We start from the raw sequence: 25,231 nt of genomic DNA on the forward strand, positions 1-25,231 counted from the left end.
CCTCCACGGAGCCCTCTCGGCCTCGGGCGCAGCCCGGGCGAGAGGGTTTTTTCATGCCCGCGGACGCAGTGACGCTCTGCCTGCGGCGGGCGCCCCCGTTCACCTGATCAAGGAGCTTTCCCATGGATCTCGGTCTGACGTGCCCTCGGTTCACCTGGCCCGGCGGTGACGCCGCCATCGCCGGCAGATTCGCCGCCGTCGCCCAAGGCGCCGATCAGGCGGGACTGCGCAGCCTGTGGGTGATGGACCACTTCTTCCAGATCCCCAACTTCGGCGCCGCGGAGGATCCGATGCTGGAGGCGTACGGCGCGCTGTCCTACGCCGCCGCCCTGACCAGCCGGGTGAGCCTGGGCGCGCTCGTCACCGGCGCCGTCTATCGCGAGCCCGGCCTGCTGATCAAGCAGGTCAGCACCCTGGACGCGCTCTCCGGCGGACGCGCCGTCCTGGGCATCGGCGCCGGCTGGTACGAGCCCGAGGCCCGCGGTCTCGGGCTCCGCTTCCCGCCCCTGGCCGAGCGGTTCGAGCGGCTGGAGGAGACGCTCCAGATCGCACGGCAGATGTGGAGCGACCAGGACAAGCCTTACGAGGGCCGGCACTACCGGCTGGAACGTACGCTCAACGCGCCACAGGCCAGCCCGCCCATCCTCATCGGCGGCAGCGGCGAGAAGAAGACCCTCCGCCTCGTCGCCCAGTACGCCGACGCGTGCAACTTCCTGCACGGCGCCGACGTGCGGCACAAGCTCGCCGTGCTGCGCGCCCACTGCGAACGGCTGCGACGGCCCTACGAGGAGATCGAGAAGACCCTCCACATGCGCATCCCCGAGGGGCAGAGCGTCGAGGAGAGTGCCCAGCGCTGCGGGGAACTGGCCGCCTTGGGCATCGACCACGTCATCGTCGCCGTCCCGGACGCGGCCGACGACTCTTGGCTGGCCCACCTGGCCGAACTCGCCGTTCGGATCGCCACCATCACCCCGCTCGGCCGCTGAGCGCACCACCGTCAGGGCGGATCGGCTTTCTCCGATCCGAGACTTGGTGAGGTCTTGGAACCACCCATGCCAATCCCCGAACCCCCCGTGCACAGGCTGCTACGACTCGCGTGTTCGACTGGGTGAGGGGATTGGCCCATGAAGACTCAGCGAGGCCGGTCGATTACCGGCCGTATCACGCTGTTCACCGGGGTGGTCGCGGCTCTGCTGTCCGCGCTCCTGGCCACGACCGTCATGATCGCGGTCCATCGGTTCGCCACGGGACATCTCGTCGGGGAGCTCGCCGCCGCCGGTGGCCGCGTGGCCCATGAGGTGGAGCACCACCAGGTGGTCACGCCGCTGGTCGAGCACGAGGACCCCAACCTGCAGGTCGTCGACGCCACGAGGCGGGTCGTCGACGCGACGCCGCAGCTGCGGGGCAAGCCGGTCATGGCCGGTTTCATCCCCGACGGCAAGAAAATCGTCAGTGGCGTCGTGTGCGGCGGGGTCTTCCCTTCCGGCGAGTGCAACATCGTGGTCGCGCAGTCGGCTTTGCGGGACGGACAGGACTGGGTCGTCTACAGCGCCTCTCCCGTCGTCCCCCTGTACGTCGATCCGTGGCTGGCCGCGACGGTGATCGGCGCTGCCACGCTGATGGCCCTGGCCATCGCCGGCATCGGCCGTCGGGTCGCCACCGCATCCCTCAAGCCGGTGAACGCCATCCGAGCGGAACTCGACAAGATCACCGAAACCTGCTCCGACCGGCGGGTGCCCCTTCCGCGGAGCCGGGATGAGATCTACGACCTGGCCGACAGCGTCAACCGGACGCTGGCCCGGCTGGAGGCCGCGATGAAACAGCAGCGCCACTTCACCTCGGACGCCTCCCACGAGCTGCGTACCCCCATCGCCGCGATACGAGCCGAGGTCGAGGACGCCCTGCACGCACCCGAGGAGACCAGCGTGCCCACGCTTGGCAACACCGTGCTGAGCAGCCTGGACCGGCTCGAGGCGATCGTGGGCGACCTGCTGACCATCGCACGGCTGGAGGCGGGCAAGGGGGTCGAACGCGAGCCGATCGACCTGGCCGAATTCGTGACCTCGGAGTGCGAGAGGCGCCCGAAACCGAACAAGAGGCTCGAGTACTCGCTCGAGCCCGGCGTGGTGGTGACCGCCGACCGGTTCCAGCTGTCGCGCCTGCTCACCAACCTGATCGACAACGCCGAACGGCATGCCGCCAGCACCATCGCCTTCCACGTACGGCATGCGCCCAGCCCCAAGCGTGACGCCCAGCGCTTCCCGCGCGGCATCGCGATGCTGGAAGTGGCCGACAACGGGCCCGGCATCGACCCGGACAAGCGCGAGCTCGTCTTCCAGCGCTTCGCCCGGCTGGACACCGCCCGCGACAGGGACGCCGGAGGCACCGGTCTCGGCCTGTCGATCGCCCGGCAGATCGCCGAGGCGCACTGCGGAACCCTGCAGATCGAGGACAGCCCGCAGGGCACCCGGTTCGTGCTGCGCCTCCCGCTCGACTAGCTGCCCCTTTGGTGTCATAGCAGGTCAATGGGGTACTGGCCGGAGCGCGGGGGAGTCCGGCACGAGCTGATCGCGCCACGCGAAACCTTCATGGCCTTGAGACGTCCGCCGCTTGTCCGGCACGAATCTCGACCAGTCATGTGAGGGGACGCATGAGCAGGAAATCCGACACACTGGCCCGCGCGCTGGGCTGGGTCAGCCTGGCGCTGGGCGCGGCGCAGCTGGCCGCTCCGCGCATGGTCAACCGCCTGAGCGGCGTCGACGACTCCCGACTCGCCAGTACGGTGACGCGGATGGCAGGCACGCGGGAGCTGATGCACGCGGCGGCGCTGCTGGGCAGCCGCCGGCCCGGACCGTGGACCTGGGGCCGGGTCGCGGGCGACGCGCTGGACCTGGCCGTGCTGGGCCGGGCGATGGCGAACCGCTCCGGCCGCTCAGCCCGCTCCGGCCGCTGCGACCGCTCCGCCCGCAGACGGCGGCGGGCGGTCGCCGCGACGGCCGCCGTGACCGGCATCACGGCCCTCGACCTGGCCACCGCCCTGTACTCCTCCGGCCTCGGCGTCAGGCGGCCGATGCGGCTGCAGGCCTCGATCACCGTCAACCGGCCGCGCGAGGAGGTCTACGCCTTCTGGCGCGACCTCGAGAACCTGCCCGCGTTCATGCTCCACCTCGAGTCCGTACGGACCACGGGGGAGCGCCACTCGCGGTGGCGCGCCATGGTCGCGACGGCGGACGTGGAGTGGGCGGCGGAGATCCTGGACGAGCAGGCCGGCGAGCTGATCGCGTGGCGGTCGGTGCGCGGCTCCATGATCAACACGAGCGGCTCGGTGAGGTTCACCGAAGGGCCCGCAGGGCGCGGCACGACGGTGCACCTCACTCTGGAGTACCGCGGCCGCGGGCGGGCTCTCGGCGCCGCCGTGGCCGGGATGCTCGGCGAGTACCCGCAGCAGCAGGTCCGCGACGACCTGCGCCGCTTCAAGCAGATCATGGAGACGGGAGAGGTGCTGCTCGCCGAGGGCAGCCCCGAGGGCGTCCGGCTGCTGAGCCGGCTCAGGCAGCGCCCCGCCCAGCCGGTGGGAGGGCGGTCATGAAGGCCAACTGCTGGATGGGACGGAACACCCTCGAGGTGCTGGACGTGCCGGAGCCGCGGATTCTCAACGCCCAGGACGCCGTCGTCCGCGTCACGTCGACCGCCATCTGCGGCTCCGACCTGCATCTGGTCGACGGCTACGTCCCGACGGTGAAGAAGGGCGACGTCCTCGGCCACGAGTTCATGGGCGAGGTCCTGGAGGTCGGCTCCGCGGTGACGAAGCTGCGTCCCGGCGACCGCGTGGTCGTGCCGTTCCCGATCGCCTGCGGCCGCTGCTTCGCGTGCGCGGAGGGCCTGTATTCGATCTGCGAGAACTCCAACCCCAACGCGGGCATGGCCGAGAAGCTGATGGGGCACGCGCCGGCGGGGATCTTCGGCTACTCGCACATGCTCGGCGGCTTCGCCGGCGGTCAGGCCGAGTACGCGCGCGTGCCGTTCGCCGACGTGGGACCGATCAAGATCGAGGACGACCTGCCGGACGAGAAGGTGCTGTTCCTGTCCGACATCCTGCCGACCGGCTACATGGGCGCCGAAATGTGCGACATCAAGCCGGGGCAGACGATCGCGGTCTGGGGCGCGGGACCGGTCGGGCAGTTCGCCGTGGCCAGCGCCTACCTGCTCGGCGCGGGCAAGGTCATCTGCATCGACCGCTACCCGTACCGGCTGGACTACGCCCGGCGCGCGGGCGCGTACACCCTCAACTACGCGGACGTGGACGTGCTGGAGGCGCTGCGCGACATGACCGGCGGACGCGGTCCCGACGCCTGCATCGACGCGGTCGGCATGGAGGCCCACCACCCGACCCCGGCCATGTACGGCTACGACCGCGTCAAGCAGGCCGTGCGGATGGAGACCGATCGCCCGTACGCACTGCGCGAGGCCATCCTGGCCTGCCGCAACGGCGGCGTGGTCGCCGTCGTCGGGACCTACGGCGGGCTGCTGGACAAGTTCCCGATGGGCTCGCTGATGAACCGGTCGCTGACGCTGCGCACCGGCCAGTGCCACGTCCAGCGCTACCTGCGGCCGCTGCTGGACAGGATCCGCGCCGGCGAGATCGACCCGAGCTTCGTCATCTCGCACCGGCTGCCGCTCAGCGAGGCCCCGTACGGCTTCGAGCTGTTCAAGAACAAGCAGGACCACTGCAACAAAGTCGTCCTGACGCCCTGACCCGCCCCGAGCCGCTCTGGGCGGCCACCGCGATCCGCGTGGCCGCCCGGCGGCCCGGTCTGCTCAGCGGGGGGCGGGCTCGCGGCCGGGCGGCTGCCGCAGGCGCTGCTCCGGCTCCGGCGCCGGCGGGTTCTGCAGGGTGACCGGCTCCGCGTGCAGCGGGAACGCCTCGCCGTGGTGGGTCAGCGTGATCGGCGGGCCCTCCAGCAGCCGGTAGCTCGTCGTGCCGCTCGTGACGCCGACGTGCAGCAGGCTGCCGCGGTAGCGCAGCCGGAAGGCCAGCCGGGTGATGCCCGGCGGCAGCCTCGGGGCGAAGCGCATCCGGCCCTGGCCGGCGCGCATCCCGCCGAACCCCGCGACCAGGGAGATCCAGACTCCGGCCAGCGAGGCCATGTGGAGGCCGTCGACGGTGTTCCGCTCCAGGTCCGCCAGGTCCATCATGGCCGCCTCGCCGAGGTAGCGGTCGGCGAGCTCGAGCTGCCCCACCTCCGCGGCGATCACCGCCTGGGTGCAGGCGGACAACGACGAGTCGCGAACCGTCAGCGCCTCGTAGTAGGCGAAGTCGCGGGCCTTCTGCTCGGGCGTGAACGCGTCGCCGCGCAGGTGCAGCGCCAGCACGAGGTCGGCCTGTTTGACCACCTGCCGCCGGTAGAGGTCGAAATAGGGGAAATGCAGGAGCAGCGGGTACTGGTCCGGCTTGGTGGCGGCGAAGTTCCAGAGCCCGTGGCGGGTGAACCCCTCGCTCTGCGGGTGCACGCCCAGCCGCTCGTCATAGGGGACGGACATCGCGCTCGCCGCGTCGCGCCACCTCGTGATCTCCTCCTCGGTGACCGCGAGCCGAGCCGCCCGGTCGGGATGGCGGGCGGCGACCTCGGCCGCCTCGCGCAGGTTCCGCTGGGCCATCAGGTTGGTGTAGACGTTGTTGTCGGCGACGGCGCTGTACTCGTCCGGCCCGGTCACGCCGTCGATGCGGTAACGTCCGTCGGCGTCGTGATGGCCGAGGGCGCACCACAGCCGGGCCGTCCCCGACAGCAGCGGCAGGGCGGTGTCGCGCTCGAACGCCGTGTCCCCGGTGGCGTCGACGTACTGCGCGACCGCGTGGGCGATGTCGGCGTTGACGTGGAACGCCGCGGTCCCGGCGGGCCAGTAGCCGGAACACTCCTCGCCGTTGATCGTCCGCCAGGGGAAGGCGGTCCCGGCCAGCCCCAGCTGCGTGGCGCGCGCCTCCGCCGTCGGCGCGGTCGACTTCCGCCACGACAGCGCGTCCGCGACGGCCCGCGGGTAGGTGTACGTGAGCACGGGCAGCACGAAGATCTCGGTGTCCCAGAAGGCGTGGCCGTCGTAGCCCGAGCCGGTCAGCCCCTTGGCCGGGATGGGGCGGTCCTCCAGGCGCGCGGCCGACTGCAGCAGGTGGAACATCCCGAAACGTACGGCCTGCTGCACCTCGGCGTCGCCCTCGACCTCCACGTCCGCGCCCTCCCAGAACCGGTCGAGGAACTGCCGCTGATCCGCGCACAACCCGTCCCAGCCGACCAGCCGGGCGGCCGCCAGCGCCGCGACCACCTGGTCGTGCATGGCTGGCCGGGAACGCCGCGCCGACCAGCCGTACGAGAAGAACTTGACCAGCCGCAGCGGCCGGCCCGGCGAAAGCCGCGTGGCGACGGTCACCCGGCTGACGTCGCCGCCGCCCTGCGCCTCGATCCGCGTGTCGTCCGGCCCGTCGATCTCGTGGCACATGGCGGCGCCCACCCGCAGGCCGCTGGCCCGGGTGTGGTGCACCATGACCGCCACGCCGTCCTTCGCCGGCATGTTCTCCTCCAGGACCAGCGGCGACTCCAGAGGCGCGGCCTCACGCGGGTCGCCGCCCACGTACTGCCGGGTCTCGTTGGCGACGAGCTCGGACTGCACGACCACGTGCCGCGGCTGGTCGACGGCCTCCACCTCGTACCGGATCGCGGCCACCGCGCGGTGCGTGAAGGACACCAGCCGCGTGGACGTCAGCCGCACCCGGCCCCCGGTCGGGGAGCTCCACAGGACCCTGCGGGTCAGCGTGCCCGCGCGCAGGTCCAGGACCCGCTCGTGCTCGTGCAGCGTGCCGTATCGCACGTCGAACGGCTCGTCGTCGACCAGCAGCCGGATCACCTTGCCGTTGGTGACGTTCACCACCGTCTGCCCTGACTCGGGGTAGCCGTAGGCCGTCTCGGCGTACGGCAGCGGCCGCACCTCGTAGAACCCCCCGAGGTAGGTGCCCGGTTCCCCGTACGGCTCGCCCTCCTCGAGGTTGCCGCGCAGGCCGAGGTGCCCGTTGGACAGCGCGAACACCGACTCGGTCTGTGCCAGCACGTCCAGGTCGAGCCGGCATTCGCGCACCGACCAGGGCTCGACCGCGAACGCCGGATGCTGGATCATCGTGCCGCCTCAGCCCGCGGCTCCAGTAGCTCGGCGAGGTCGCTCACCACGATGTCGGCGCCGTGCTCGCGCAACGCCTCCGCCTGCCCGGTCCGGTCGACGCCGACGACGAAGGCGAACCTGCCCGCCCGGCCCGCCGCCACCCCCGCCAGCGCGTCTTCGAACACCGCCGCCTCCGACGGCTTCAGCCCGAGCGCCTCGGCGCCCGCGAGGTACATGTCCGGGGCCGGCTTGCCGGCCAGGTGCCGCTGCCGGGCCACGACCCCGTCGACACGAGCCTCGAAATACTCGGTGAGACCGGCGGCCGACAGGACCTTCGCGGTGTTCGCGCTCGACGACACGACGGCCCTGCGCAGCCCGGCGTCCCTGGCGGCCAGCACGTACCGGACGGAGCCGGGAAACGTCGCCACGCCGTCCCGGTCGATGACCTCCTGGACGAGCGCGTTCTTGCGGTTGCTCAGCGCGTGCACGGTCAGCGCGTCCGGGGGATCGCCCGGCGACCCCTCGGGCAGGCTGATCCCGCGCGCCCGCAGGAAACTCCTCGTGCCGTCCAGCCGTTCCTTGCCGTCGACGTAGCGGTCGTAGTCGGCGACCGCGTCGAACGGCACGAACGGTTCCCCCGTCCGCCCGGCCCAGCGTTGCAGGAACTCGTCGAACATCGACTTCCACGCGGCGGCGTGCACCGTCGCGGTGCGCGTCAGCACGCCGTCCATGTCGAAGAGACACCCGCGGACTCCGTCAGGCAGCCCGAGCATCAGCCCCCCGATCCGGCACGTGTTCCGTACCTGGCCGCTGACTACCCCGCATCCCCCGCTTCTCACCGGGGCGTCTGGGTTTCCCCGCGCCGGGCCGGCAGCGGGAGGGCGGCGAAGGCGCACGTTGCCTGGGTCCGGGTTGCGGCCACGCACGTCTGGGGCGCCGCCGATGTGATCGGTGGCGCCCCCCACGTGCTTGCCGGATGGATCGCGTCCGTTACGCCATCGACGTCCGGTTCCGGAGTTGATGTGCCTTCCGGTCCTCCCGGATCTCGAAGTCCATCGCATCCCCTCATCTGGGGTGTTGCGACGACCACCGGAAGAGAAGCCGGGAGGGGCGGGCCTTTTTGCGTTAGGAGCCCGTCAGCGGGTGGCCGGCATCTGTGCCGGCGCCTCCTTTTCGCCTGCCCGCATCGGTCCGCCGGCCGGCGTGGTGTCAATCTGAATTCATGTCACCCCGCGGCTTAAAGGACTTGCGCTCGAACTTGTCGCGCTCGTAGTCAAAGTCGTGGTGCCTATGGCGGTCGTAGTCGAAGGTGAAGTTGTGGTTGCGGTTGAAGACCAGGACGTCGGCGCTCTCACGGTGCCGGCGCGGAGGAGGTGGCGGGGGCACGTACCGCTTCTCCTTGTGGACCTGCGGCGCAGCCTGCGGTGCGGGCGCCGGTGGCCCACCGGCCTGGAAGCCCGCGCTGGCTGCGGCTGCGCCGAGTGGAAGGAACATGAGACCGGCGACCGTGCCGGTCAGAGCTAGTGCCGCGAACCGCCCATGGCGTGGGGTTCGTGACCGCCGACTTTCAGTATTCACTGCTCTGGTTTCCGTTCATTGGGTCGATAGGCCTGGAATCTGGCACCCGCCATTTCGGCGGGCATACAGATTCGACAGGCACTCGGACGGAAACAGACATACCCATACGAGATATTAACAGTTACCTCTTTAATCTCAAACAACTCGTAAAACCTAAAGGATGTTATATAACCATGATTTGATGTTTGAGAACGCCGTTGCCCGAAGCCGTCGGCTGGGGCCACCGGCACCACCGGTCACGAGGTCAGGAGGGCGCAGGCGCTCGTCGAGCTGAGCTCCTCGCACAGCGGATCCAGAGAGTGCTTTGGGTTCGGTGGTGCGGTGTGGCTGGTTCGACTGCCTCGTCAGTTCGATGTTGTTCGTGTCAGGAGGTGGATGCGCAGCTTGTGCAGCTGTGGCATCAAGCCGTAGATGACGATGGGGACGGCGATGGTGGCGAGCACGAAGGTCCGCAGCACTGGCGTCATTGTGGCGAGCCAGTCGCCGAGGGAGAGGTTGAGGACGGTGAGGGTCGGGAAGACCGCCAGCCAGATCATTACGGCGAGCTGGTGCTTGGTCGGTGGACCTGCCTTGACGGGTGTGGTGCTGTCGCTGGCGTTGGGGGTGTTGGTCATTGTCTGTTCCTGGTTCTCTGGCAGTTGTGGGGCGTTCTTGGGGTTGTTCAGGTGGTGGAGCCGTGGTTGAAGGCGTGGACGGCTTCGCGCACGTCGTCTTCGACGAGGTCGGCGTTGATGGCGATGGCGGCGGCGGAGCCGGCGCCGGCGGCGGTGATGACCTGGGCGCGGGGGTCGACGACGTTGCCGGCCGCCCATACGCCGCGAACGCTGGTGCGTCCGGTGCTGTCGGTGGTGACCCAGCCGTCGTCGGCGGCGCAGTCGAGTCCGATGAGGAGCTGGTTGTTCGGGAGGAAGCGGGGAGGCACGAATAGTGCGTCGCGCGGTACGACACAGCCGTCGGCTATCTGGACGCCGACCAGCTGGTTGTCGTCGATGACGAGTTGCTCGATGGTGCCCTCGGTGACGCCGATGGCGCGAGCCAGCAGCTCTGAGCGCTCCGCGGTGGTGAGGGTGTCGGGCGCGGTGAAGTAGACCAGGTCGTGGGTCCACTGCCGGACGATCTGGGCGTACCGGACGGCACCGGGGGTGCCGCCGATGACGCCGAGCCGGCGGCCGCGGACCTCGTGCCCATGGCAGTAGGGACAGTGCAATACGTCGCGAGCCCACCGGTCCGCCAGGCCCGGGATGTCTGGTAGGTCGTCGCGCAGGCCGGTGGCGACCAGCACCTTGCGTGCGGAGATGCGTCGCCCGTCCGCGAGCAGGGCCCAGAAGCCGTGTCGTCCGTTCTGTGCGAGTTCGGTCACCTCACCGAGGACGATGTCGCCCCCGTAGCCCTCGACCTCCCCTCGACCGACGGATAGAAGGTCCGCGGGATCCGTGCCGTCGCGGGACAGGAAGCCGTGCATGTGTGTGGCTGGGGCGTTACGTGGTGATCGGGAATCGATCACGACGACCTTGCGACCCGCGCGGGCGAGGACGAGGGCTGCGGACAGGCCGGCGGCGCTTCCGCCGATGACTGCTACGTCGTACTGACTCATATGCACCAGCCTCGGGTGCTGTCCGGTTCTGGCCAATCGATGTTGCCGTTTCTGGGAAAGGCGAGTGAGATGAAGTTGTGAACGGTACGGGGGCACGCGATGTGACGAGCGCGCGCGGTGGATTCGGTGCAGCCGTCGAGGCGGCGGTTGATGGCGTTGGTCCGCGGCTGAGGAGGGTGCGGGCGCAGCGTCGGATGACGTTGACCGGGGTCGCGGAGGCGACGGGCATCTCGAAGAGCACGCTGTCGCGGCTGGAGAATGGGCAGCGGCGTCCCACACTGGAGCTGCTCCTGGCGCTGTCCCGGACGTACCGGGTGCCGTTGGACGATCTCGTTGGTGCCCCGGATGTCGGCGACCCGCGCATCCGCCTCAAGCCCGGCCGCGTCAAGGGGCGGGCCGTCATTCCGCTTACCAAGCAGCCCGACGGGATGCAGGCTTGGAAGATCGTCATCCCGACCAGCATGGTCGACCCCGAACCGCGAGCGCACGACGGGCACGAGTGGATCTACGTTCTGGCCGGCCACATGCGACTTGTCCTCGGTGTCGAGGACTGGGTGCTCGGGCCCGGCGAGGTAGCCGAGTTCGACACTCAGGTGCCGCACTGGTTTGGCAGCACCGGGCAGGAGCCGGCGGAGATCCTGAGTATCTTTGCACGGCCGGGCGAACGCATGAGCGTCCGGACGCGGCCTCCACGGTCGTAGTCGACGGTCCATCAGCGCGGTCGGAACCGCCAGGTAGGCTCCACGTCGTCCGGGGTTGCGGGTCAGGGCGTGAGTCGGGCGGTGCGGACCGGCCGGGTGATGCCGTCGAGCGGAGAACTCATGGGCACCCTCGGGGAAGGCGTCGTTCCACGGCCTGACCGGAGCCGCCGGTCATCGCGGGTGGCCGGCGGCATGGAGGCGGTCATCGCCATCGGTCTCCGGTAGGCACGCACGTACTTGCGCCACACGTACCGCCAGGGGGCGACCGCGAGGATGACGACGACCAGGGAACAGCTGACAGTGGTCTCGGTCGTGGCCGGGTCGAGGTCACCAGTGGTGGCTTTGGGGAGGGCGACCAGACAGAGCCAGAGGAGCTTCCAGGCCGTTCGAACAGCAGCAGGGGCAGCAGCTTGACCCGGTGGCGCAGCTCGAGGAAGATCAGCAGGGACATGGCGGTGAGGAGGCACAACGTCATGCCCTCGTAGAGCGGCAGGGCGTCAGCCTCGGAAAGCAGCGGCCACTTCACCACTGCGAGTCCGACACCCATGAGGAGGTAGCCGGCGCGCATCAGGTGCAGGCGGGTCAGTGACAGATCGATCACGGTCGTGGGTGCCGCACGTGTGGCGACGGACATGGGTTTCCCTGTTCAGACGGGATCGGCGGTTGCGCCGGTGAGCGTGTAGTTCGGATGTGTCGGCCACGTTCGCCGTCCAAGCCCGAGATTTATAGATGTTGCTGGGAATCAGCGTCGTGGGCTGTGTCGGTGGGCGTGACCGAGATGAGGGTGGCGCCGAGGTCGCGGACCTTGGCGAGCAGGCCGTGCAGCTGCGACTGGTCCGTCACGACGCCGCGAAGGGTGGTGGCGCCGTCGTCCTCGTGGGTGATGGCGAGGCCGCCGAACCAGGTCGACCAGTGCTGGTCGAGGTGCCCGTGGATGCGGAGTTCATAGCGCATGGGTGCATGGGGGTCGTGTGGCATGGTCAGTTCCCTGCCCGTCGCGGCTCGTGCTCGCCGTACCCGGTGGACTTCGGGTCGGCGGATGATCCATTCGGCGATGGCGGCGTCGATCAGCCAACCGGAGCTGACCGACAGAGCGGTGCTGAGATCGCCGGTGCCGAAGATGCCTTCACCGATGCCTTCACCGCGTCTTCAGGGACGATGACCTGGAAGCCGAACTCGTCGGCGAACCGCGCCGTCTGCTCGACGCCGAAGTTCGTGGCGATCCCGGTGATGATCAGAGTGTCGATGCCGCGCGAGCGCAACGCCTCCTCCAGCCCGGTGTCGTGGAAGGCGCACCGCCTCGGCCAGGTCGAGGGAGCGGGCCACCACGGCGGGACCGGCATGCGGCGCCGTGGGCTGCTCGACGATGCGCGTCATCAGGTCGATGAGGATGAGCGCGGTACGCCGCTCCAGCTTGTCCGTGATCGACATCGTGGTGGTCACTCGACGCGCGTCAGGACGGTGTCCTCGGCCAGGAAGATCCGCCCATCGGGGTGGACCGCCAGGTTCTGCGCCGGCCGGTCGAGCAGCAGCTTGCCGGTACGGCCGGTCAGGTCGATCTCGAACAGCAGGTGCCGCTGGACCAGGGCGTAGATCCGGCCGTCCGCGGCCGGACGGGCGAGCTCGCCCGCGGTCGAACCCGTGTCCGGGGCCAGCTGCAGGCGGTGCACCACCTGCCGGGAGGCCACGTCGAAGGCGAAGAGCTGCCCGTCGGCGAGTCCCCACAACAGGCCGGTGGAGTCCTGGAGGAGCGCCGGGATGGCCGGGGCTCCGGGGACCGGCGTCATCTCGAAGGCCTTGCCGGCCGAGACGGTCCAGCCGAACAGGCGGGCCTCGGGCTGGGTCGGCGTGGGCGTCGAGTAGCCGCCGTGAATCGACGTCCCGCCGACGATCGTGCCGTCCTGGTAGGCCAGGCTGACGATGGACTGGTCGGTGACTACCGGCAGGTGGACGGCTGCCGCCAGGGTGGTCTTGTCGACGATGACGAGGGCGCCGTTCAGCGTGGTCCCGTCCGGCATGGTGCCGTAGGCCAGGTCGGTGCCCGCGTCGGTCATCGCGCGGATGCGTACCTGGTGCTGCGCCTTCAGATCGGTGATCTTCACCGGGTTGTCGGCCGTCCCCGGCGGGCCGGGCGCGTACTCGGGGCTCGACCAGGGCAGGGACGGGTCGTAGCGGTACAGCCGGGAGTCCGGGTACCCGCCGATCCAGACGGCGCCGCCGATCTCGCGGATGCTCTCGATCTGCCCGAAGCTGTGATAGTCCGCCTGTCCGGTGCCGGGATCGATCTCGGCGAAGCCGCTGAGGAACCCGCCGGCGTACACGGTCCCGCTCTGACCGGCGTGCAGCGTGAGGATGAGGACCGGGTCGCCGGGCACGTCGGTCTGGACGAGCTCGCCGCGGCCGGTGATCGGGTTGTGCCGGAAGAGCGCGCCGCGCCACAGGAGCCCGGTGACCGTCTCGCCGGGCCAGTCGCGCGTGCCGAGGTCGGCCCATCCGATGCCGCGGTTGTTGGCGACCCGGCCCATGATGTCGGGGCCGACCGCGGTGAGTTTCCCGGTACGCGGCTGGTAGCGGGTGAGGCGGTTGTTCCGGGTGAAGTAGACCTCGCCGCGCCGGCCGGGCGAGGAGACGTCGAGGCCGGCGACGCCGTCGATGAGGTCGATCCACTTGCCGGCCGAGATGTCGTAGACGCCGAGCTTGCCGTTGATCGCGGTGCCGAAGCGGGCGTAGAGCTTTCCGGCGTAGGCGTTGAGGTCGTTGACGAGTTGCCCGGTCCCGTCGCCGAGCCCCTCGGGGAGGGGGAGCTCGCGCTTGGCGCCGGTGTCCTTGTGGATGGCGATGACGTGGGCGTCCGGCAGGGTCCCGGCGTAGATGTAGGACCCCCAGACGGCGATGCTGCGGACGTACTGGAGGCCGGGCAGGAGCTGGCCGTAGTCACGGACCCGGCCGGTGCGGTGGTCGTAGCGGAAGACGCGGCCGCCGGGATAGGTGCCGCCGTAGAGGCGGTCCTCATCGTCGATGGCCAGGCGCCAGATGTAGTGCTCGGAGGGGAGCGGGCGGCCGAGGTTCTCCGGCGTGCTGCCCGGGCCCGGCTTGCGGCGGTAGAGGGAGCCGGTGTCGTAGGTGCCGACGTAGAGGGTGCCGTCGCGGGTGGCGACGACCGCGTACGCGCCCGGCGACCCGGTCAGCGGCTGGGTGAGCACCGTCTTGGCGGTAGCGGGGTCCACGGCGTTGAGCTTGGCCGGTTCGCCGGTGGCGACTGACCACAGGACCTTTTTGCCGTGCGGGCCAGGCGCCATGGCGCCGCCGACCAGCGTGACGTCCTGGAGCGGGGAGCCGAGCGGCGTGACGGACACGGCGCGTGCCGGGGTCGGGATGAGGGCGGCGCCCGGCGCCAGGATCGCGGCGGCTAACAGGCTGCGGCGGGTGAGCATAGCGGGGTCCTCCATCTTCGGCCGGGACCGAAAGGCCCGTTGGCAGGAGATCTGCGGCACCCATGAGAATATCGGTATTGACCGAAAGTACGTCAATGCCTCTAACTTGATCTTTAACCTGTGCGTCGAGGACGGGGGTTCGCGGGTTTCTTCGTCGTCGATTTCCGGGCCGGGGTACGGCTTCGGCGTACGCGACGACGCCGGGCCCGTGCCGCTGCTGGACGCGGTGGAGGGGAGGAGCATTTCGTAGAACGGCGGGCCGGACCGTTGACAATTACGGTCCGGCCCGTTATTCCCTTGCTATGCGCATCCTCTCCGTCGTGCTGTCCACCTTCTTAGCCGCCTCGCCGGTCCAGGGGACCGTCACCGACTTCGGCGTCCAGGCCGCCGCGCTCACCGTCCATGAGGGCCACTTCGGCACCGGCCAGGACGGCCGGCCCGCGGTCTTCGCCATCCAGATGGGCACCCCCGGCGTCGTGGCCGAGGTGGACCCGGTGACCCGCGAGCTGCGTGACACCGTGCCCCTGCCCGGCTCGTCGGGCGGCTGGGGCATCACCCAGACCGCCGACGGCACCGTCTACGCCGGCACCTATCCCAACGGCCACCTCTACTCCTTCAAGCCCGGCGCCGACGTCGCGACCGACCTCGGCCAGGTGGTGCCCGGCGAGACGTACGCCTACGGCCTGCAGGCCGGGGCGGACGGCACCGTCTACGGCGGCACCTACCCCGGGGCGCACGCCTTCTCCTACTCGCCGTCGGCCGGCTTCCGTGACCTGGGCGCGATGTTCCCCGGCCAGCAGTACACCGTGGACGTCGCCGTCGACACCGACCGGCAGCTGCTGTGGGCGGCCATCGGCTCGGCTGGCCACCTGATCAGGCTGGACCTGGCCACCGGCGAGAAGCGCGACATCTGGCCCGAGGCCCTACGCGGCGACGCCAGCTATCCCTACGACATCAACCTCGTGGCCGGCAAGCTCTTCGTCAAACGCAGCAAGAACCAGGCGCTCGTGCTCGACCCGGACACCGGGGCAGTGCTGGCCGACGGGTTCACCATGAACTCGCGCGGCACCACCAAGACCGCCGCCGGCGGCTACGTCTACTTCACCTCCAGCGGCGCGCTGTGGCGCTACGACCTGGCCGCCGACCGGCCCGAGCCGGTGCCCGGCCCGGTGAACGCGGGCGGCCCCGCGGTCGGCTGGGGCTTCGTCGACGGCAAGCTCTACGCCGCGATCGGCAACTATGGCGGCGACGCCTTCTCCTACGACCCGGCCACCGGCACCGCCGAGCGCTTCAAGCTGCCCTTCCCGCACCAGCCCATCGACATCGCCAACATCACGGCGGGGCCGGACGGCAGGATCTACACCAACCTGTTCATCAACGGCAACCTCGCCGTCCTGGACCCGGCCACCGGCACGGTCACCCAGCTCGGCCGCACCGGGCAGACCGACGGGTGGTTCTGGAAGGACGGCAAGCTCTACCTCGGCGTCTACCCCAACGGCTCGATCATGCACTACGACCCGGCGCAGCCCTTCGTGTCGGGCACGAACCCGCGCGAGCTGTTCCGCCTGATCAGCGACGGCCAGAACCGCCCCGTGGCGTTCGCCTCCTCCGGCAGCAAGGTCTACATCGGCAGCACCCCCGACTACGGCCTGTGGGGCGGCGCGCTCACCGTCTACGACGAGACCACCCGCACCCACACCGTCCTGCGCGCGCCCGTCACCGACCAGGGCGTCACGTCCCTGGTCGTCCTGGGCGGCACGCTGTGGGGCGGCACGTCGATCAACGGCGGCGGCGGCACCACACCGAGGGCGACCGAGGCTAAGCTGTTCACCTACGACCTGGCCACCGGCGCCAAGCGCTCTGAGTACACCCCCGTCCCGGGCGCGCGGACGATCACCTCGCTGATCGAGGGGCCGGACGGCCTGCTGTGGGGCCTGGCCGACGGCACGCTCTTCCTCGCCGACCCGGCCACCGGTGAGGTGGTACGACGGGTGAAGCTGAGCACCGGCTCGGGTAGCGTGCCCGACGAGCTGCACCTCAACGCGGACGAGCACGTCTACGCCGCGCTGGACGGGAAGCTGCTGGGGATCGACCCGCTGTCGAAGGAGGTCACGGTGGCGGTGGAGTCGGGCGTTCACCGGAGTGCGCAGGACGGGGCCGGTAACGTCTGGTTCCGCAGTGGCACGAAGGACGCCGACGGTGCCATCCAGGGTGGTGCTCGGCTGCTGCGGTACACGCCGCCTGTCGACGCCTGTCCGCGTTCGGACTTGTCGCCGACGGTCACGATCAAGGATCGGGACAGCGGGGTCGCCAACCGGTACCGGGCCGATGGGTGCACGGTCGAGGATCTCATCGAGGACGAGAAGTATTCCGGTGGGCAGCTGGTTACCCATGTGGCCAGGAAGAGTGCGGAGCTGGCGGCTTCTGGGCTGATCACGGCTCGGGAGGCGGGGCGGATCATCGCAGCAGTCCGCTAGCCGCCACCTCGACACCAGCCACCTCGACACCAGCCACCCGCTGACCGTCACCCGCTGGCCGCCGCCCCGCTGGCCGTCATCGGGTGGCGGTCACCGGCGGTTGGTCGTCATCGGGTGGCGGTCACCCGACAGCTGGCCACCCCGGAACCCCACCCGGAAACCCCCGACCCCGCCCGGCCTCAGACCCCGCCGCCCGACCCCACGCCGCCCCGCCCTCACGCCGCCCCCGGGTCGCCCGACCCGGCCTCCGGCGCCCGCCCTCCGGCCCGGGCCTTAGAGGGCATTTGATTTGAGTAGATTGCGCCTTATGTTCTAGTAGGTGCCTCGCCAGGTTGGGGTGGTCTCGTCCGTTATGCGTTTGGTGAGGTTGTCAATCGAGGCGATATAGATCATGGCTTCGGAGCTGATGGGAAGGGTTGTGCTTCCCCTCATAACGTGGAGACCGAACCGGGAGAGGTTTGGTCGTGGCAGGAGTCACGAGGCGACGATTCGATCCGGAGTTCCGAGCGGGCGCGGTGCGTATCGTCAAGGAGACCGGTAAGCCCGTCGCGCAGGTGGCGCGAGATCTAGGGATTAGCCCGTACACGCTGCACAATTGGGTGCACATGGATCGGCTCGCCGGGCATTACAACGGCGACGGGAGCCGAACGCTGGAGGAGTCCGAGCAGGAGGAACTGGCGCGGCTGCGGCGTGAAAAGGCCGAGCTGGTCAAGCAGCACGCCCAGGACAAGGCGGCGTGGGAGAAGGAACGCGCCGAGCTGGAAGACGAGCGTGACGTGCTCAAGCGCTCTGTGGTCTTGTGGGTCAAAGAGGCGATGGGCCGGTAAGCGTGGCGGCCTTCATCAGCTCCCAGAAGACCGAGTACGGCATCGACCACGTCATCTCCTGCCGGGCGTTAGGGGTGTCGCAGTCCTGGTTTTACAAGTGGAAGAACCGCATCGGTCAGGACGCGCCTACCACGCGGGAGCGCCGGCGGGCCGACCTGGACGCGGAGATCACCCGCTCGTTCGAGGACTCCGGCGGTACCTACGGCTCACCTCGCATCACGCGTGACCTGCACGAGGCGGGCTGGCGGGTGTCGGAGAACACCGTCGCGGCGCGCATGGTCGAGCTCGGCGCGTACGGCGGGGCGATCACGGAGCGGGTGTAGTAGCCGCGCGCCATGATCAGCGAGGGGCGCTCCCCGTCCAGGTACGCCGTCCCGGCCAGGAACCGGTCCACCCGGTTGCCGTAGGAGTCGCCCCAGGACGAGACGGTGCCGCGGGGCGGGTCGTAGTTCACCGTGGACATCGCGGCGCCGGTCTGACCGTTGAACATGGTCAGGAACTCGGGACCGGACAGAACGTACCCGCTGGAGTTGCGGTGGTCGGCCGACGCGTTGCCGATGACCGTGCCCCGGCCGTCCCTGGTGCCGTCGGCGGTCTTCATCGCGACCTCGGCCCGGCCGTCGCCGTCGTAGTCGTAGACCTGGAACTGGGTGTAGTGGGCGCCCGCGCGGATGTTGCGGCCCAGGTCGATGCGCCACAGCCGGGTGCCGTCCAGCCGGTACGCGTCCACGAACACGTTGCCGGTGTAGCCGGACTGGGAGTTGTCCTTGGCGTTGGACGGGTCCCACTTGAGCACGATCTCGTACCGGCCGTCACCGTCCACGTCGCCGACACTCGCGTCGTTGGCGCTGTAGGTGTACGCGCCGCCGTCGGGTGTGGTGCCGCCCGACGGCGGCTGGATCGGCACGTCGAGGTAGGAGCCGCCGGTGAAGCGGAGCGAGGCGGGGGAGGCGGCCTGCTCGGTCCCGCCGGTCACCGCCCTGATCGTGTACGAGGCGTCGGCGGCCGCGCCGTTGTCGAGGTAGTTGGTGGAGCCGGTGAGGTTCGAGGCGACCCTGGTGGAGCCCCGGTACACGTTGAAGGCCACGCCGTCGGGGTCGGTGCCGAGCAGCCGCCAGGACACCAGGTTGCCCGATCCCGACCGGACGCTGATCAGGCCGCGGTCGAGGTCCTCCATCTGCTTCGTGGGCGGTGCGGCGTGGGCGGGGGCGCCGCCGATCGCCAGGGCGAGGATCGCTGCCATGCCGGCCAGTCGTAAACGCACGGTGCTGACTCCCTTCGTGGTAAGCGCTTTCCCATGGCCCCGGAAAAAGAAAGTTTCATCACGGGATCCGGCCGTGGGTTAGCGCTAACACGGAAATGCCGAGAAGGAGGGCTCCCCTGGTGAGGGCCAGACCTGCGGGAATGGTCACGGGACTCTCCTCGTCGGCGGCGGGGGCGCCCTGCCCCGCGCCGCGCGGTATTAAAGCCGCCGCCCTTACACCCGCAAGCCCCCGGAGTCAGGTCAGGGCGTCCAGTGCGCGGTCGACGTCGTCGGCGGTGTTGTAGACGTGGAAGCTGGCGCGCACCTTTCCCGCACGTACGGCCGCGCGGATCCCGGCCGCCGCCAGTCGCTCGCCCGGGGCGTCCACGGAGACGATGGCGGTGCCGGACGGCTCCAGGCCGAGCCCGGTCCTGAACCGGTTGGCGAGGGCGACGTTGTGGTCGCGGATCCGTTCGGTGCCGAGCTCGTTGAGCAGCTCGATGGCCGGGGCGGCGCCGACGTACGAGAACCAGGCCGGCGACAGGTCGAACGCCCGCGCGTCCGGCGCCAGCCGCAGCGGCGGGCCGTAGTAGGACCCGCCCTCGTCGGCCCCGCCGTACCAGTTGGCGGCCAGCGGGCGCATGCGCTCGCGCAGGCCGGGCGACAGGTAGCCGAACGCGGCCCCGCGCGGCGCCATCAGCCACTTGTACGCGGCGCAGGCCAGCGCGTCGACGCCCGCGATGTCGATGGGCAGCCAGCCGCAGGCCTGGGAGCCGTCGACGATGACGAGCGTGTCATGGGCTCGGGCGGCCTCGATGATGTCCTGAAGCGGCGCGACGTACCCCGTGGCGGACTGGACGAGGCTGAAGGCGACGGCGGCGGTGGCGCCGTCGATCGCGTCGGCCAGGCGGTCGGCGGGGACGGTCTCGACCTCGGCGGCCACCGCCCACGGGAACAGGTTGCTGGTGAACTCGATCTCCGGCACCACGACGCGCGCGCCCGGCGGGAGCGCCGTGGCCACGATGGACATGATCTGGGAGACGGTGGAGCTGACGGCGATGTCACCGGCCGGGGCGCCGATGAGGCGGGCGAAGGCCTCCCGGGAGCGGCCCACGAAGGCGTCCCAGAGTTTCCAGTCGCTGCTGCCGTGCCGCCAATCGGTCAGGGCGGCTTGGAGCTCTTCGAAGGCGTGGCGAGGGGGCAGGCCGTAGGAGGCGGTGTTGAGCCAGCCGGGGTCGGCGTCCCAGAGCCTGCCCGCCGAGGCGATGTCCATGTGATCAGCGTAGGTCACGGGCGAGCAGGCGCCCGGGCCTGGCTGCCCTTGATCGTCAACCGGTGCGCACCCCCGGCCGTCCTCCGGTTGCGGCCTTTCCGCGACGTGGACGGGGCGCCTTCAGGCGGTATCGGGACCCGTCCCGGGTGAGCACGCTGGGGAAGGCGGGGTCACTCGGCCGGGGCGAGGTCCTTGATGAAGACGATCCCGTCCGTCGTGTCCACCTGGCCGGGTTCCAGGGGGAAGTGGCCGTGGTTGGCGGAGGGGCGGACAGTCAGCCCGGCGTCTTTGATGGCCGTGCTCAGGCGTCTGGAGTCGACGAGGTAGTGGTTCTCCGGGAGGGCGGCGTACAGGACGCCCTCCAGGGTGTCCGGCGGGGGAGCAGCGAGGCCGAGGTGGGGCGCCGCGCCCAGGGCCGAGGCGATGAAGGCGTACTCGGCGCCCACGCGCGCGGCGACGACCGCGCCGGCGCTCCACCACTCCAGCAGCAGGTCGCCGCCCGGCCAGCCGGCCGTCTGCCAGACGCTCTTGTCGCGCTGGAGGTGGCGGTTGTGGGCGTGGACCAGCACCGGGCCGTACGGCGGCGCGATGGCCAGGAGGTTCTCGGCCATCATCGTGTCCCGCAGCCCCATGAGACGCGCGACGCGGGCCGGAGACGTGTCGGCCATCCCCGCGTGGTAGCGGAGCAGGCCCGTGGCCGTGCGCCCGTGCAAGGAGGCCCGCCACCACGCCTCGCGTGAGGTGGCGGACATCAGGCGCGGCGACTCGGCCATGAGCAGGGCCACGAGGTCGTCGGCGATGAGGCGGAGCGAGACGGCGTCGGCGGACCTGCCGATGGACCGGGTGGGGTCCATGGTCGCCGCGGGGTCGGTCCACCGGGCGTCGGCGCCGAGCAACCGGTCGAGGTCGGCGAAGGGCAGGATGTCGAGATGGGCGGCGAGGTAGCCGTGCAATTCGGCGAGCGCCTGCCGGGGACTGCCGGGTCCGGCGATCTCGAGCGGGCCGTCGAAGCCGAAGAAGCGGATCCGCTCGGCCGCCGGCCGGTCGCGGTTGCAGGACCGCATCCACGCCACGAGTTCCCGATTCGCGGCCGACTCGCCGAGCCCGTGGCTGAAGCCGCGCCGCATGACGTCGTCGAGCGTCCCCACGCCCTCCGTGACGTATTCGTCGACGATCAGGCCCGCGAGGCAGTCGCTCTCGATCGCGATCGACCGGTACCCCTCGTGCTCGACGAGATGCCGGAAGATCTCGTTGCGCTGCCGCGGCAGCGACTCCTCGCCGTGCGTGGGCTCGCCGAGCCCGAGGAGGCGGGGCGGCTCCGGGCGGGACCGGAGGAGCTTCGTGATCGAGGCGCCCTCGAAGGGCCAGGCGCAGTCAAGGATCGCGGATGCCATACCTTCAACCATATCGTTGAACCTTCCGTGTAAACTTTGCCAATGCCACGCGAGCGACTCCGACCCGTGGACCTGGCGCGCGAGCACGGTCTGTCCACACAGGCGATCCGGAACTATGAACAAGCGGGCATCCTCCCGCCCGCCGCGCGCACGCCCAGCGGCTACCGCGCGTACACCCCTGCCCACGCGCGGGCCCTGCGCGCGTTCCTCGCCCTGATGCCCGGCCATGGGCACCAGACGGCCACCTCGATCATGCAGGAGGTGAACAGGGGCGCGGTCGAGCAGGCCCTGCGGCTGATCGACGAGAGCCACGCCCAGCTGCTCGAGGACCGCCGCACGCTGCTGGCCGTCGAGCGGGCGCTGCGCGACCTGACGTCCGAGGACGGGCCCGGACCACTGGAACGCCCCGAGCCCGGCGGCGTCACCTTCATCGGCCCCCTGGCAAGAAGGCTCGGGATCAGGCCCGCGACCTTGCGTAAATGGGAGCGCGCCGGGCTGGTCGATCCGCGCCGCGACCCTCAAACCGGCTACCGCGTCTACACCGCCGCCGACGTGCGGGACGCCCGGCTGGTCCACCAGCTCAGGCGCGGCGGTTACCTGCTGGAGCAGATCGCGCCGCTGCTCGCCCAGGTTCGCGCCGCCGGAGGGCTGGCGCCCTTGGAGGCCACCCTGCGCGACTGGCATGCCCGGCTGTCCGCGCGCGGCCGCGCCATGCTGGCCGGCGCCGCCGAGCTCGACGCCTACCTGCGCGACCCCGCCCCGGGCAGCGGCGAATCGGAGGATTAAGATACAGTACAGCTCTGTATAGTAATCCGCCTCGACAGGCAGACGGGATGACGCCATGGGTGCATATGTGCTCGGCTTCCACGACATCGACAAGACGCTGCTCCCCCTGGTCGGCGGCAAGGGGGCCAACCTCGGCGAGCTGTCCGCCGTCGAGGGCGTGCGGGTGCCGCCGGGCTTCTGCGTCACCACCGAGGCCTACCGCGCGGTGGTGGAGTCGGACGAGGCGGTCGCCGAGCTGATCGACGGGCTCTCCGGGCTGCGGGCGGACGACCGTGACGGGATCGCGGAGGCGGCCGCCCGGCTCAGGGCGGCCGTCGAGACCCTGCCCGTGCCGGCCGAGATCGAGGGCGACATCCTGCGGCGCCTCGGCGAGCTGGGCGACGGGCCCTGCGCCGTGCGCTCCAGCGCCACCGCCGAGGACCTGCCGTCGAGTTCGTTCGCGGGGCAACAGGACACGTACCTGAACGTCAGCGGAGCGCAGGCGGTGCTGGCGAGCGTGCGGCGCTGCTGGGCGTCGCTGTTCACCGACAGGGCCGTGGCCTACCGCATCAAGAGCGGCTTCGGTCACCGGGCGGTCCGCGTGTCCGTGGTCGTGCAGCGGATGGTCTTCCCCGAGGCGGCGGGCATCATGTTCACCGCCGATCCCGTGACGTGCAACCGGAACGTGGTCTCGATCGACGCCGGGTTCGGCCTGGGTGAGGCGTTCGTGTCGGGCGTGGCGAACGCCGACAACTACCGGGTGCGCGCGGGCGAGATCATCACGCGGAACGTCGTGACCCAGACCATCGAGCTGCGCCCGTCACCGGACGGCGGCACGGAGGAGAGGGAGATCGAGCCCGCGCGCCGCCACGTCCAGACACTGGCCGACGAGCAGATCGTCCGCCTCGAGCGGCTTGGCCGCCGCATAGAGAGCCACTTCGGCCGCCCCCAGGACATCGAGTGGGGCCTGGTCGACGGCGAGTTCCAGATCCTCCAGAGCCGTCCCGTCACCACGCTCTACCCGGTGCCCGCCGTCCCGGACGGCAAGAACCACGTCTTCATGTCGTACGGCCACCGCCAGATGATGACCGACGCCTTCAAGCCCCTCGGCCTGTCGGTCTTCGCGCTCCTGCACGACCGGCTGGGCCGTTCTGCGGGCACGGTGTCCGGCGGCCGGTTCTACAAGGACGTCTCGCCCGAGCTGTCGTCGCCGTGGGCCCGCGCGGTCACGCTCAAGAGCCTCGGCCAGGTGGACGTGCTCATGGCCAACGCGTTGCGCCAGGTGCTGGCCAGGAAGGACTTCGTGCGCGACCTGGCCCACGGCAAGACCTCGATGCTGGACTTCGGCGAGGGCGGGCTGCTGCCGATGGCCCGCCAGTACCTCAAGCTGTCCGGCAAGGACGACACCGAGGCCGTGCCCGAGCTGATCGCCGAGAACGAGCGGACGGTCGAGGAGCTGCGGCGGGGCATCGCCGGCAAGTCGGGCGACGAGCTGTTCGCGTACCTCCTGGACGACCACGACGTGCTGGCCCGGCTCACGTTCGACCCGCGCAGCGTGGCGGCGGCCTTCGTCGGCATCCAGGCCGTGAACTGGGTCAACAAGCACATGAAGGCCTGGCTCGGCGTGCAGAGCGCCGCCGACCCCATCGCCCAGTCCGCCGACCACAACGTGGTGGCCGCCATGGGGCTCGACCTGCTCGACGTGGCCGACGCGATCCGCCCGTACCCGGCGGTGGTCGAGCACCTCGAACGGGCTGATCGCGACACGCTGCTCACCGGGCTCGACGGCCTCGAGGGCGGTCCCGAGGCCCGCCGCGCGATCGAGCGCTATCTGCGCGCGTACGGGATGCACTGCTCGGGCGACATCGACATCACCAGGACGCGGTGGAGCGAGGACCCCACCCAGCTCGTCCCGCTCCTGCTCGGCAACGTCAGGAACTACGCGCCCGGCGAGCGCGCCCGCAAGATCGAGCGGGGCCGCGCCGAGGCCGAGCGCACGATCGCCGGCCTGCTGGAGCGCCTCAGGGAGCTGCCCGGCGGCGAGCGGAAGGCGAAGAAGGCGGCGCGGCAGATGAGCCTGATCCGCCACTTCATCGGCTACCGCGAGTACTCCAAGCATGCCCTGCTCCAGCGGTACGAGCTGTACAAGCGGGCGCTCCTCGCCGAGGCCGCCGAGCTCGCCGGGCGAGGAGTGATCAAGGAGCCCGAGGACGTGTTCTTCCTGTCGCTGGAGGAGTTCAGGGAGGTCGTGCGGACCGGGCGGCTCGACTACTGCCTCATCGAGGAGCGGCGCGCGGCGTTCGAGGAGTATCAGAAGCTCACGCCGCCGCGCGTCATCACCTCCGAGGGCGAGGTGATCTCCGGCGAGTACGACACCGGCGCCCTGCCCGAGGGCGCGCTGCCGGGCATCGCGGTGTCGTCGGGCGTCGTCGAAGGCCGGGCCCGGGTCCTGCTGAACATGGACGAGGCGGCGGTCGAGGAGGGCGACATCCTCGTCACGGTCTTCACCGACCCGAGCTGGTCGCCGCTGTTCGTCTCCGTCAAGGGTGTGGTGATGGAGGTCGGGGGAGTGATGACCCACGGCGCGGTGGTCGCCAGGGAGTACGGGCTGCCCGCGGTCGTCGGCGTCGAGAACGCCACCCGCCGCATCGAGGACGGGCAGCTCATCCGCGTCAACGGCATGGAGGGGTACGTAGAACTGCTCTGACCTGGTAAAACGCGGGCGGTCCCGGGCTTTCCGGGGCCGCCCGTTCGTGTGTCCGCAGGCATCTTGGCGGCGGGCATCGTCATCGGCGACCT

21 protein-coding genes and 2 pseudogenes are annotated in these 25,231 nt (G+C 70.4%); 11 read left to right on the plus strand and 12 right to left on the minus strand.

Annotated features, from left to right (window positions below):
• The first annotated feature begins 122 nt into the window (after positions 1–122).
• The 4 genes from ACIBVN_RS46890 (at position 123) to ACIBVN_RS46905 (ending at position 4,755) form a co-directional block, all read left to right on the plus strand.
• Positions 123–986 carry an LLM class F420-dependent oxidoreductase gene (locus ACIBVN_RS46890; protein ID WP_397146981.1) on the plus strand — a complete coding sequence of 288 codons (864 nt, stop codon included), beginning with the start codon at positions 123–125 and terminating at the stop codon, positions 984–986.
• Positions 987–1,124: 138 nt separating this feature from the next.
• Complete coding sequence (locus ACIBVN_RS46895) at positions 1,125–2,498, plus strand: sensor histidine kinase (RefSeq protein ID WP_397146982.1); 1,374 nt, start codon at positions 1,125–1,127, stop codon at positions 2,496–2,498.
• Between the two features lie 152 nt (positions 2,499–2,650).
• Positions 2,651–3,589: an SRPBCC family protein gene (locus ACIBVN_RS46900; RefSeq protein WP_397146984.1), complete on the plus strand. Its 939-nt coding sequence runs from the start codon at positions 2,651–2,653 to the stop codon at positions 3,587–3,589.
• A complete protein-coding gene (locus tag ACIBVN_RS46905; protein ID WP_397146986.1) occupies positions 3,586–4,755 on the plus strand; it encodes a zinc-dependent alcohol dehydrogenase in 1,170 nt (389 codons plus the stop codon). The genes ACIBVN_RS46900 and ACIBVN_RS46905 overlap by 4 nt, the downstream gene beginning before the upstream one ends.
• Positions 4,756–4,818: 63 nt before the next feature.
• Here ACIBVN_RS46905 and ACIBVN_RS46910 read toward each other — a convergent pair whose 3' ends face one another.
• The 5 genes from ACIBVN_RS46910 to ACIBVN_RS46930 all read right to left on the minus strand — a co-directional run bounded on the left by ACIBVN_RS46910 (position 4,819) and on the right by ACIBVN_RS46930 (position 10,318).
• Entirely contained in the window at positions 4,819–7,164 is a 2,346-nt protein-coding gene (locus ACIBVN_RS46910; protein ID WP_397146988.1) for a glycoside hydrolase family 65 protein, read from the minus strand.
• Positions 7,161–7,919, minus strand: coding sequence for a beta-phosphoglucomutase family hydrolase (locus ACIBVN_RS46915; protein WP_397146990.1), 759 nt, complete (start codon positions 7,917–7,919; stop codon positions 7,161–7,163). Before ACIBVN_RS46915 ends, ACIBVN_RS46910 begins: the two co-directional genes overlap by 4 nt.
• 436 nt (positions 7,920–8,355) lie before the next feature.
• Positions 8,356–8,640: a hypothetical protein gene (locus ACIBVN_RS46920; protein WP_397146991.1), complete on the minus strand. Its 285-nt coding sequence runs from the start codon at positions 8,638–8,640 to the stop codon at positions 8,356–8,358.
• Between the two features lie 428 nt (positions 8,641–9,068).
• Complete coding sequence (locus ACIBVN_RS46925) at positions 9,069–9,338, minus strand: hypothetical protein (RefSeq protein WP_397146993.1); 270 nt, start codon at positions 9,336–9,338, stop codon at positions 9,069–9,071.
• Positions 9,339–9,385: 47 nt separating this feature from the next.
• The gene (locus ACIBVN_RS46930; protein ID WP_397146994.1) at positions 9,386–10,318 is read right to left on the minus strand and encodes an NAD(P)/FAD-dependent oxidoreductase; all 933 of its coding nucleotides are present in this window, start codon (positions 10,316–10,318) and stop codon (positions 9,386–9,388) included.
• A 101-nt stretch (positions 10,319–10,419) separates the two neighbouring features.
• Here ACIBVN_RS46930 and ACIBVN_RS46935 point away from each other — a divergent pair, with 101 nt between their 5' ends.
• On the plus strand, positions 10,420–11,019 hold the full coding sequence (locus ACIBVN_RS46935; RefSeq protein ID WP_397147067.1) for a helix-turn-helix domain-containing protein: 600 nt from the start codon (positions 10,420–10,422) through the stop codon (positions 11,017–11,019).
• Positions 11,020–11,742: 723 nt separating this feature from the next.
• On the opposite strand, the gene ACIBVN_RS46940 is transcribed toward ACIBVN_RS46935, so the two are convergent.
• The 3 genes from ACIBVN_RS46940 to ACIBVN_RS46950 all read right to left on the minus strand — a co-directional run bounded on the left by ACIBVN_RS46940 (position 11,743) and on the right by ACIBVN_RS46950 (position 14,453).
• Positions 11,743–11,973: a hypothetical protein gene (locus tag ACIBVN_RS46940; RefSeq protein WP_397146996.1), complete on the minus strand. Its 231-nt coding sequence runs from the start codon at positions 11,971–11,973 to the stop codon at positions 11,743–11,745.
• 113 nt (positions 11,974–12,086) lie between these two features.
• A complete protein-coding gene (locus ACIBVN_RS46945) occupies positions 12,087–12,362 on the minus strand; it encodes an isochorismatase family cysteine hydrolase (RefSeq protein ID WP_397146997.1) in 276 nt (91 codons plus the stop codon).
• A 96-nt stretch (positions 12,363–12,458) separates the two neighbouring features.
• A complete protein-coding gene (locus ACIBVN_RS46950) occupies positions 12,459–14,453 on the minus strand; it encodes a hypothetical protein (protein WP_397146999.1) in 1,995 nt (664 codons plus the stop codon).
• Between ACIBVN_RS46950 and ACIBVN_RS46955 the strand changes: the two genes are divergently transcribed.
• Both ACIBVN_RS46955 and ACIBVN_RS46960 read left to right on the plus strand, forming a co-directional pair.
• Positions 14,446–14,703 carry a hypothetical protein gene (locus tag ACIBVN_RS46955; protein ID WP_397147001.1) on the plus strand — a complete coding sequence of 86 codons (258 nt, stop codon included), beginning with the start codon at positions 14,446–14,448 and terminating at the stop codon, positions 14,701–14,703. The two genes, ACIBVN_RS46950 and ACIBVN_RS46955, sit on opposite strands and share 8 nt — an antisense overlap.
• Positions 14,704–14,755: 52 nt before the next feature.
• Positions 14,756–16,930 (plus strand): hypothetical protein, encoded by a 2,175-nt coding sequence (locus ACIBVN_RS46960; protein ID WP_397147002.1) that lies wholly within the window; start codon positions 14,756–14,758, stop codon positions 16,928–16,930.
• A 312-nt stretch (positions 16,931–17,242) separates the two neighbouring features.
• Here the strand turns inward: ACIBVN_RS46960 and ACIBVN_RS46965 are convergent.
• Positions 17,243–17,347 (minus strand): annotated as a pseudogene (locus ACIBVN_RS46965) (IS5/IS1182 family transposase); the annotation flags it as partial.
• Positions 17,348–17,394: 47 nt separating this feature from the next.
• Between ACIBVN_RS46965 and ACIBVN_RS46970 the strand changes: the two are divergent.
• The gene (locus ACIBVN_RS46970; RefSeq protein ID WP_397147004.1) at positions 17,395–17,757 is read left to right on the plus strand and encodes a transposase; all 363 of its coding nucleotides are present in this window, start codon (positions 17,395–17,397) and stop codon (positions 17,755–17,757) included.
• A 2-nt stretch (positions 17,758–17,759) separates the two neighbouring features.
• Complete coding sequence (locus tag ACIBVN_RS46975) at positions 17,760–18,080, plus strand: IS3 family transposase (RefSeq protein ID WP_397147006.1); 321 nt, start codon at positions 17,760–17,762, stop codon at positions 18,078–18,080.
• 38 nt (positions 18,081–18,118) lie between these two features.
• Here the strand turns inward: ACIBVN_RS46975 and ACIBVN_RS46980 are convergent.
• From ACIBVN_RS46980 to ACIBVN_RS46990, 3 genes and pseudogenes are all read right to left on the minus strand, one after another.
• Positions 18,119–19,000 (minus strand): annotated as a pseudogene (locus ACIBVN_RS46980) (rhamnogalacturonan lyase); the annotation flags it as partial.
• A gap of 256 nt (positions 19,001–19,256) precedes the next feature.
• A complete protein-coding gene (locus tag ACIBVN_RS46985) occupies positions 19,257–20,273 on the minus strand; it encodes an aminotransferase class V-fold PLP-dependent enzyme (RefSeq protein ID WP_397147007.1) in 1,017 nt (338 codons plus the stop codon).
• 170 nt (positions 20,274–20,443) lie between these two features.
• Positions 20,444–21,667, minus strand: coding sequence for an erythromycin esterase family protein (locus tag ACIBVN_RS46990; RefSeq protein WP_397147009.1), 1,224 nt, complete (start codon positions 21,665–21,667; stop codon positions 20,444–20,446).
• Between the two features lie 42 nt (positions 21,668–21,709).
• Between ACIBVN_RS46990 and ACIBVN_RS46995 the strand changes: the two genes are divergently transcribed.
• Positions 21,710–22,453, plus strand: coding sequence for a TioE family transcriptional regulator (locus ACIBVN_RS46995; protein ID WP_397147011.1), 744 nt, complete (start codon positions 21,710–21,712; stop codon positions 22,451–22,453).
• Between the two features lie 55 nt (positions 22,454–22,508).
• Positions 22,509–25,139: a rifamycin-inactivating phosphotransferase gene (rph, locus tag ACIBVN_RS47000; RefSeq protein ID WP_397147012.1), complete on the plus strand. Its 2,631-nt coding sequence runs from the start codon at positions 22,509–22,511 to the stop codon at positions 25,137–25,139.
• Positions 25,140–25,231 lie beyond the last annotated feature (92 nt).

Source organism: Nonomuraea sp. NPDC049400 (assembly GCF_044466425.1).
Taxonomy (GTDB): Bacteria; Actinomycetota; Actinomycetes; order Streptosporangiales; family Streptosporangiaceae; genus Nonomuraea.

Coding starts and splice junctions, on each gene's coding strand:
- ACIBVN_RS46910 (WP_397146988.1), bottom strand. CDS start 7,164: ATGATCCAGCATCCGGCGTTCGCGGTCGAGCCCTGGTCGGTGCGCGAA.
- ACIBVN_RS46915 (WP_397146990.1), bottom strand. CDS start 7,919: ATGCTCGGGCTGCCTGACGGAGTCCGCGGGTGTCTCTTCGACATGGAC.
- ACIBVN_RS46985 (WP_397147007.1), bottom strand. CDS start 20,273: ATGGACATCGCCTCGGCGGGCAGGCTCTGGGACGCCGACCCCGGCTGG.
- ACIBVN_RS46995 (WP_397147011.1), top strand. CDS start 21,710: ATGCCACGCGAGCGACTCCGACCCGTGGACCTGGCGCGCGAGCACGGT.
- ACIBVN_RS46895 (WP_397146982.1), top strand. CDS start 1,125: ATGAAGACTCAGCGAGGCCGGTCGATTACCGGCCGTATCACGCTGTTC.
- ACIBVN_RS46905 (WP_397146986.1), top strand. CDS start 3,586: ATGAAGGCCAACTGCTGGATGGGACGGAACACCCTCGAGGTGCTGGAC.
- ACIBVN_RS46960 (WP_397147002.1), top strand. CDS start 14,756: ATGCGCATCCTCTCCGTCGTGCTGTCCACCTTCTTAGCCGCCTCGCCG.
- ACIBVN_RS46950 (WP_397146999.1), bottom strand. CDS start 14,453: ATGCTCACCCGCCGCAGCCTGTTAGCCGCCGCGATCCTGGCGCCGGGC.
- ACIBVN_RS46930 (WP_397146994.1), bottom strand. CDS start 10,318: ATGAGTCAGTACGACGTAGCAGTCATCGGCGGAAGCGCCGCCGGCCTG.
- ACIBVN_RS46925 (WP_397146993.1), bottom strand. CDS start 9,338: ATGACCAACACCCCCAACGCCAGCGACAGCACCACACCCGTCAAGGCA.
- rph (WP_397147012.1), top strand. CDS start 22,509: ATGGGTGCATATGTGCTCGGCTTCCACGACATCGACAAGACGCTGCTC.
- ACIBVN_RS46920 (WP_397146991.1), bottom strand. CDS start 8,640: ATGTTCCTTCCACTCGGCGCAGCCGCAGCCAGCGCGGGCTTCCAGGCC.
- ACIBVN_RS46890 (WP_397146981.1), top strand. CDS start 123: ATGGATCTCGGTCTGACGTGCCCTCGGTTCACCTGGCCCGGCGGTGAC.
- ACIBVN_RS46940 (WP_397146996.1), bottom strand. CDS start 11,973: ATGCGCTATGAACTCCGCATCCACGGGCACCTCGACCAGCACTGGTCG.
- ACIBVN_RS46945 (WP_397146997.1), bottom strand. CDS start 12,362: ATGCCGGTCCCGCCGTGGTGGCCCGCTCCCTCGACCTGGCCGAGGCGG.
- ACIBVN_RS46990 (WP_397147009.1), bottom strand. CDS start 21,667: ATGGCATCCGCGATCCTTGACTGCGCCTGGCCCTTCGAGGGCGCCTCG.
- ACIBVN_RS46900 (WP_397146984.1), top strand. CDS start 2,651: ATGAGCAGGAAATCCGACACACTGGCCCGCGCGCTGGGCTGGGTCAGC.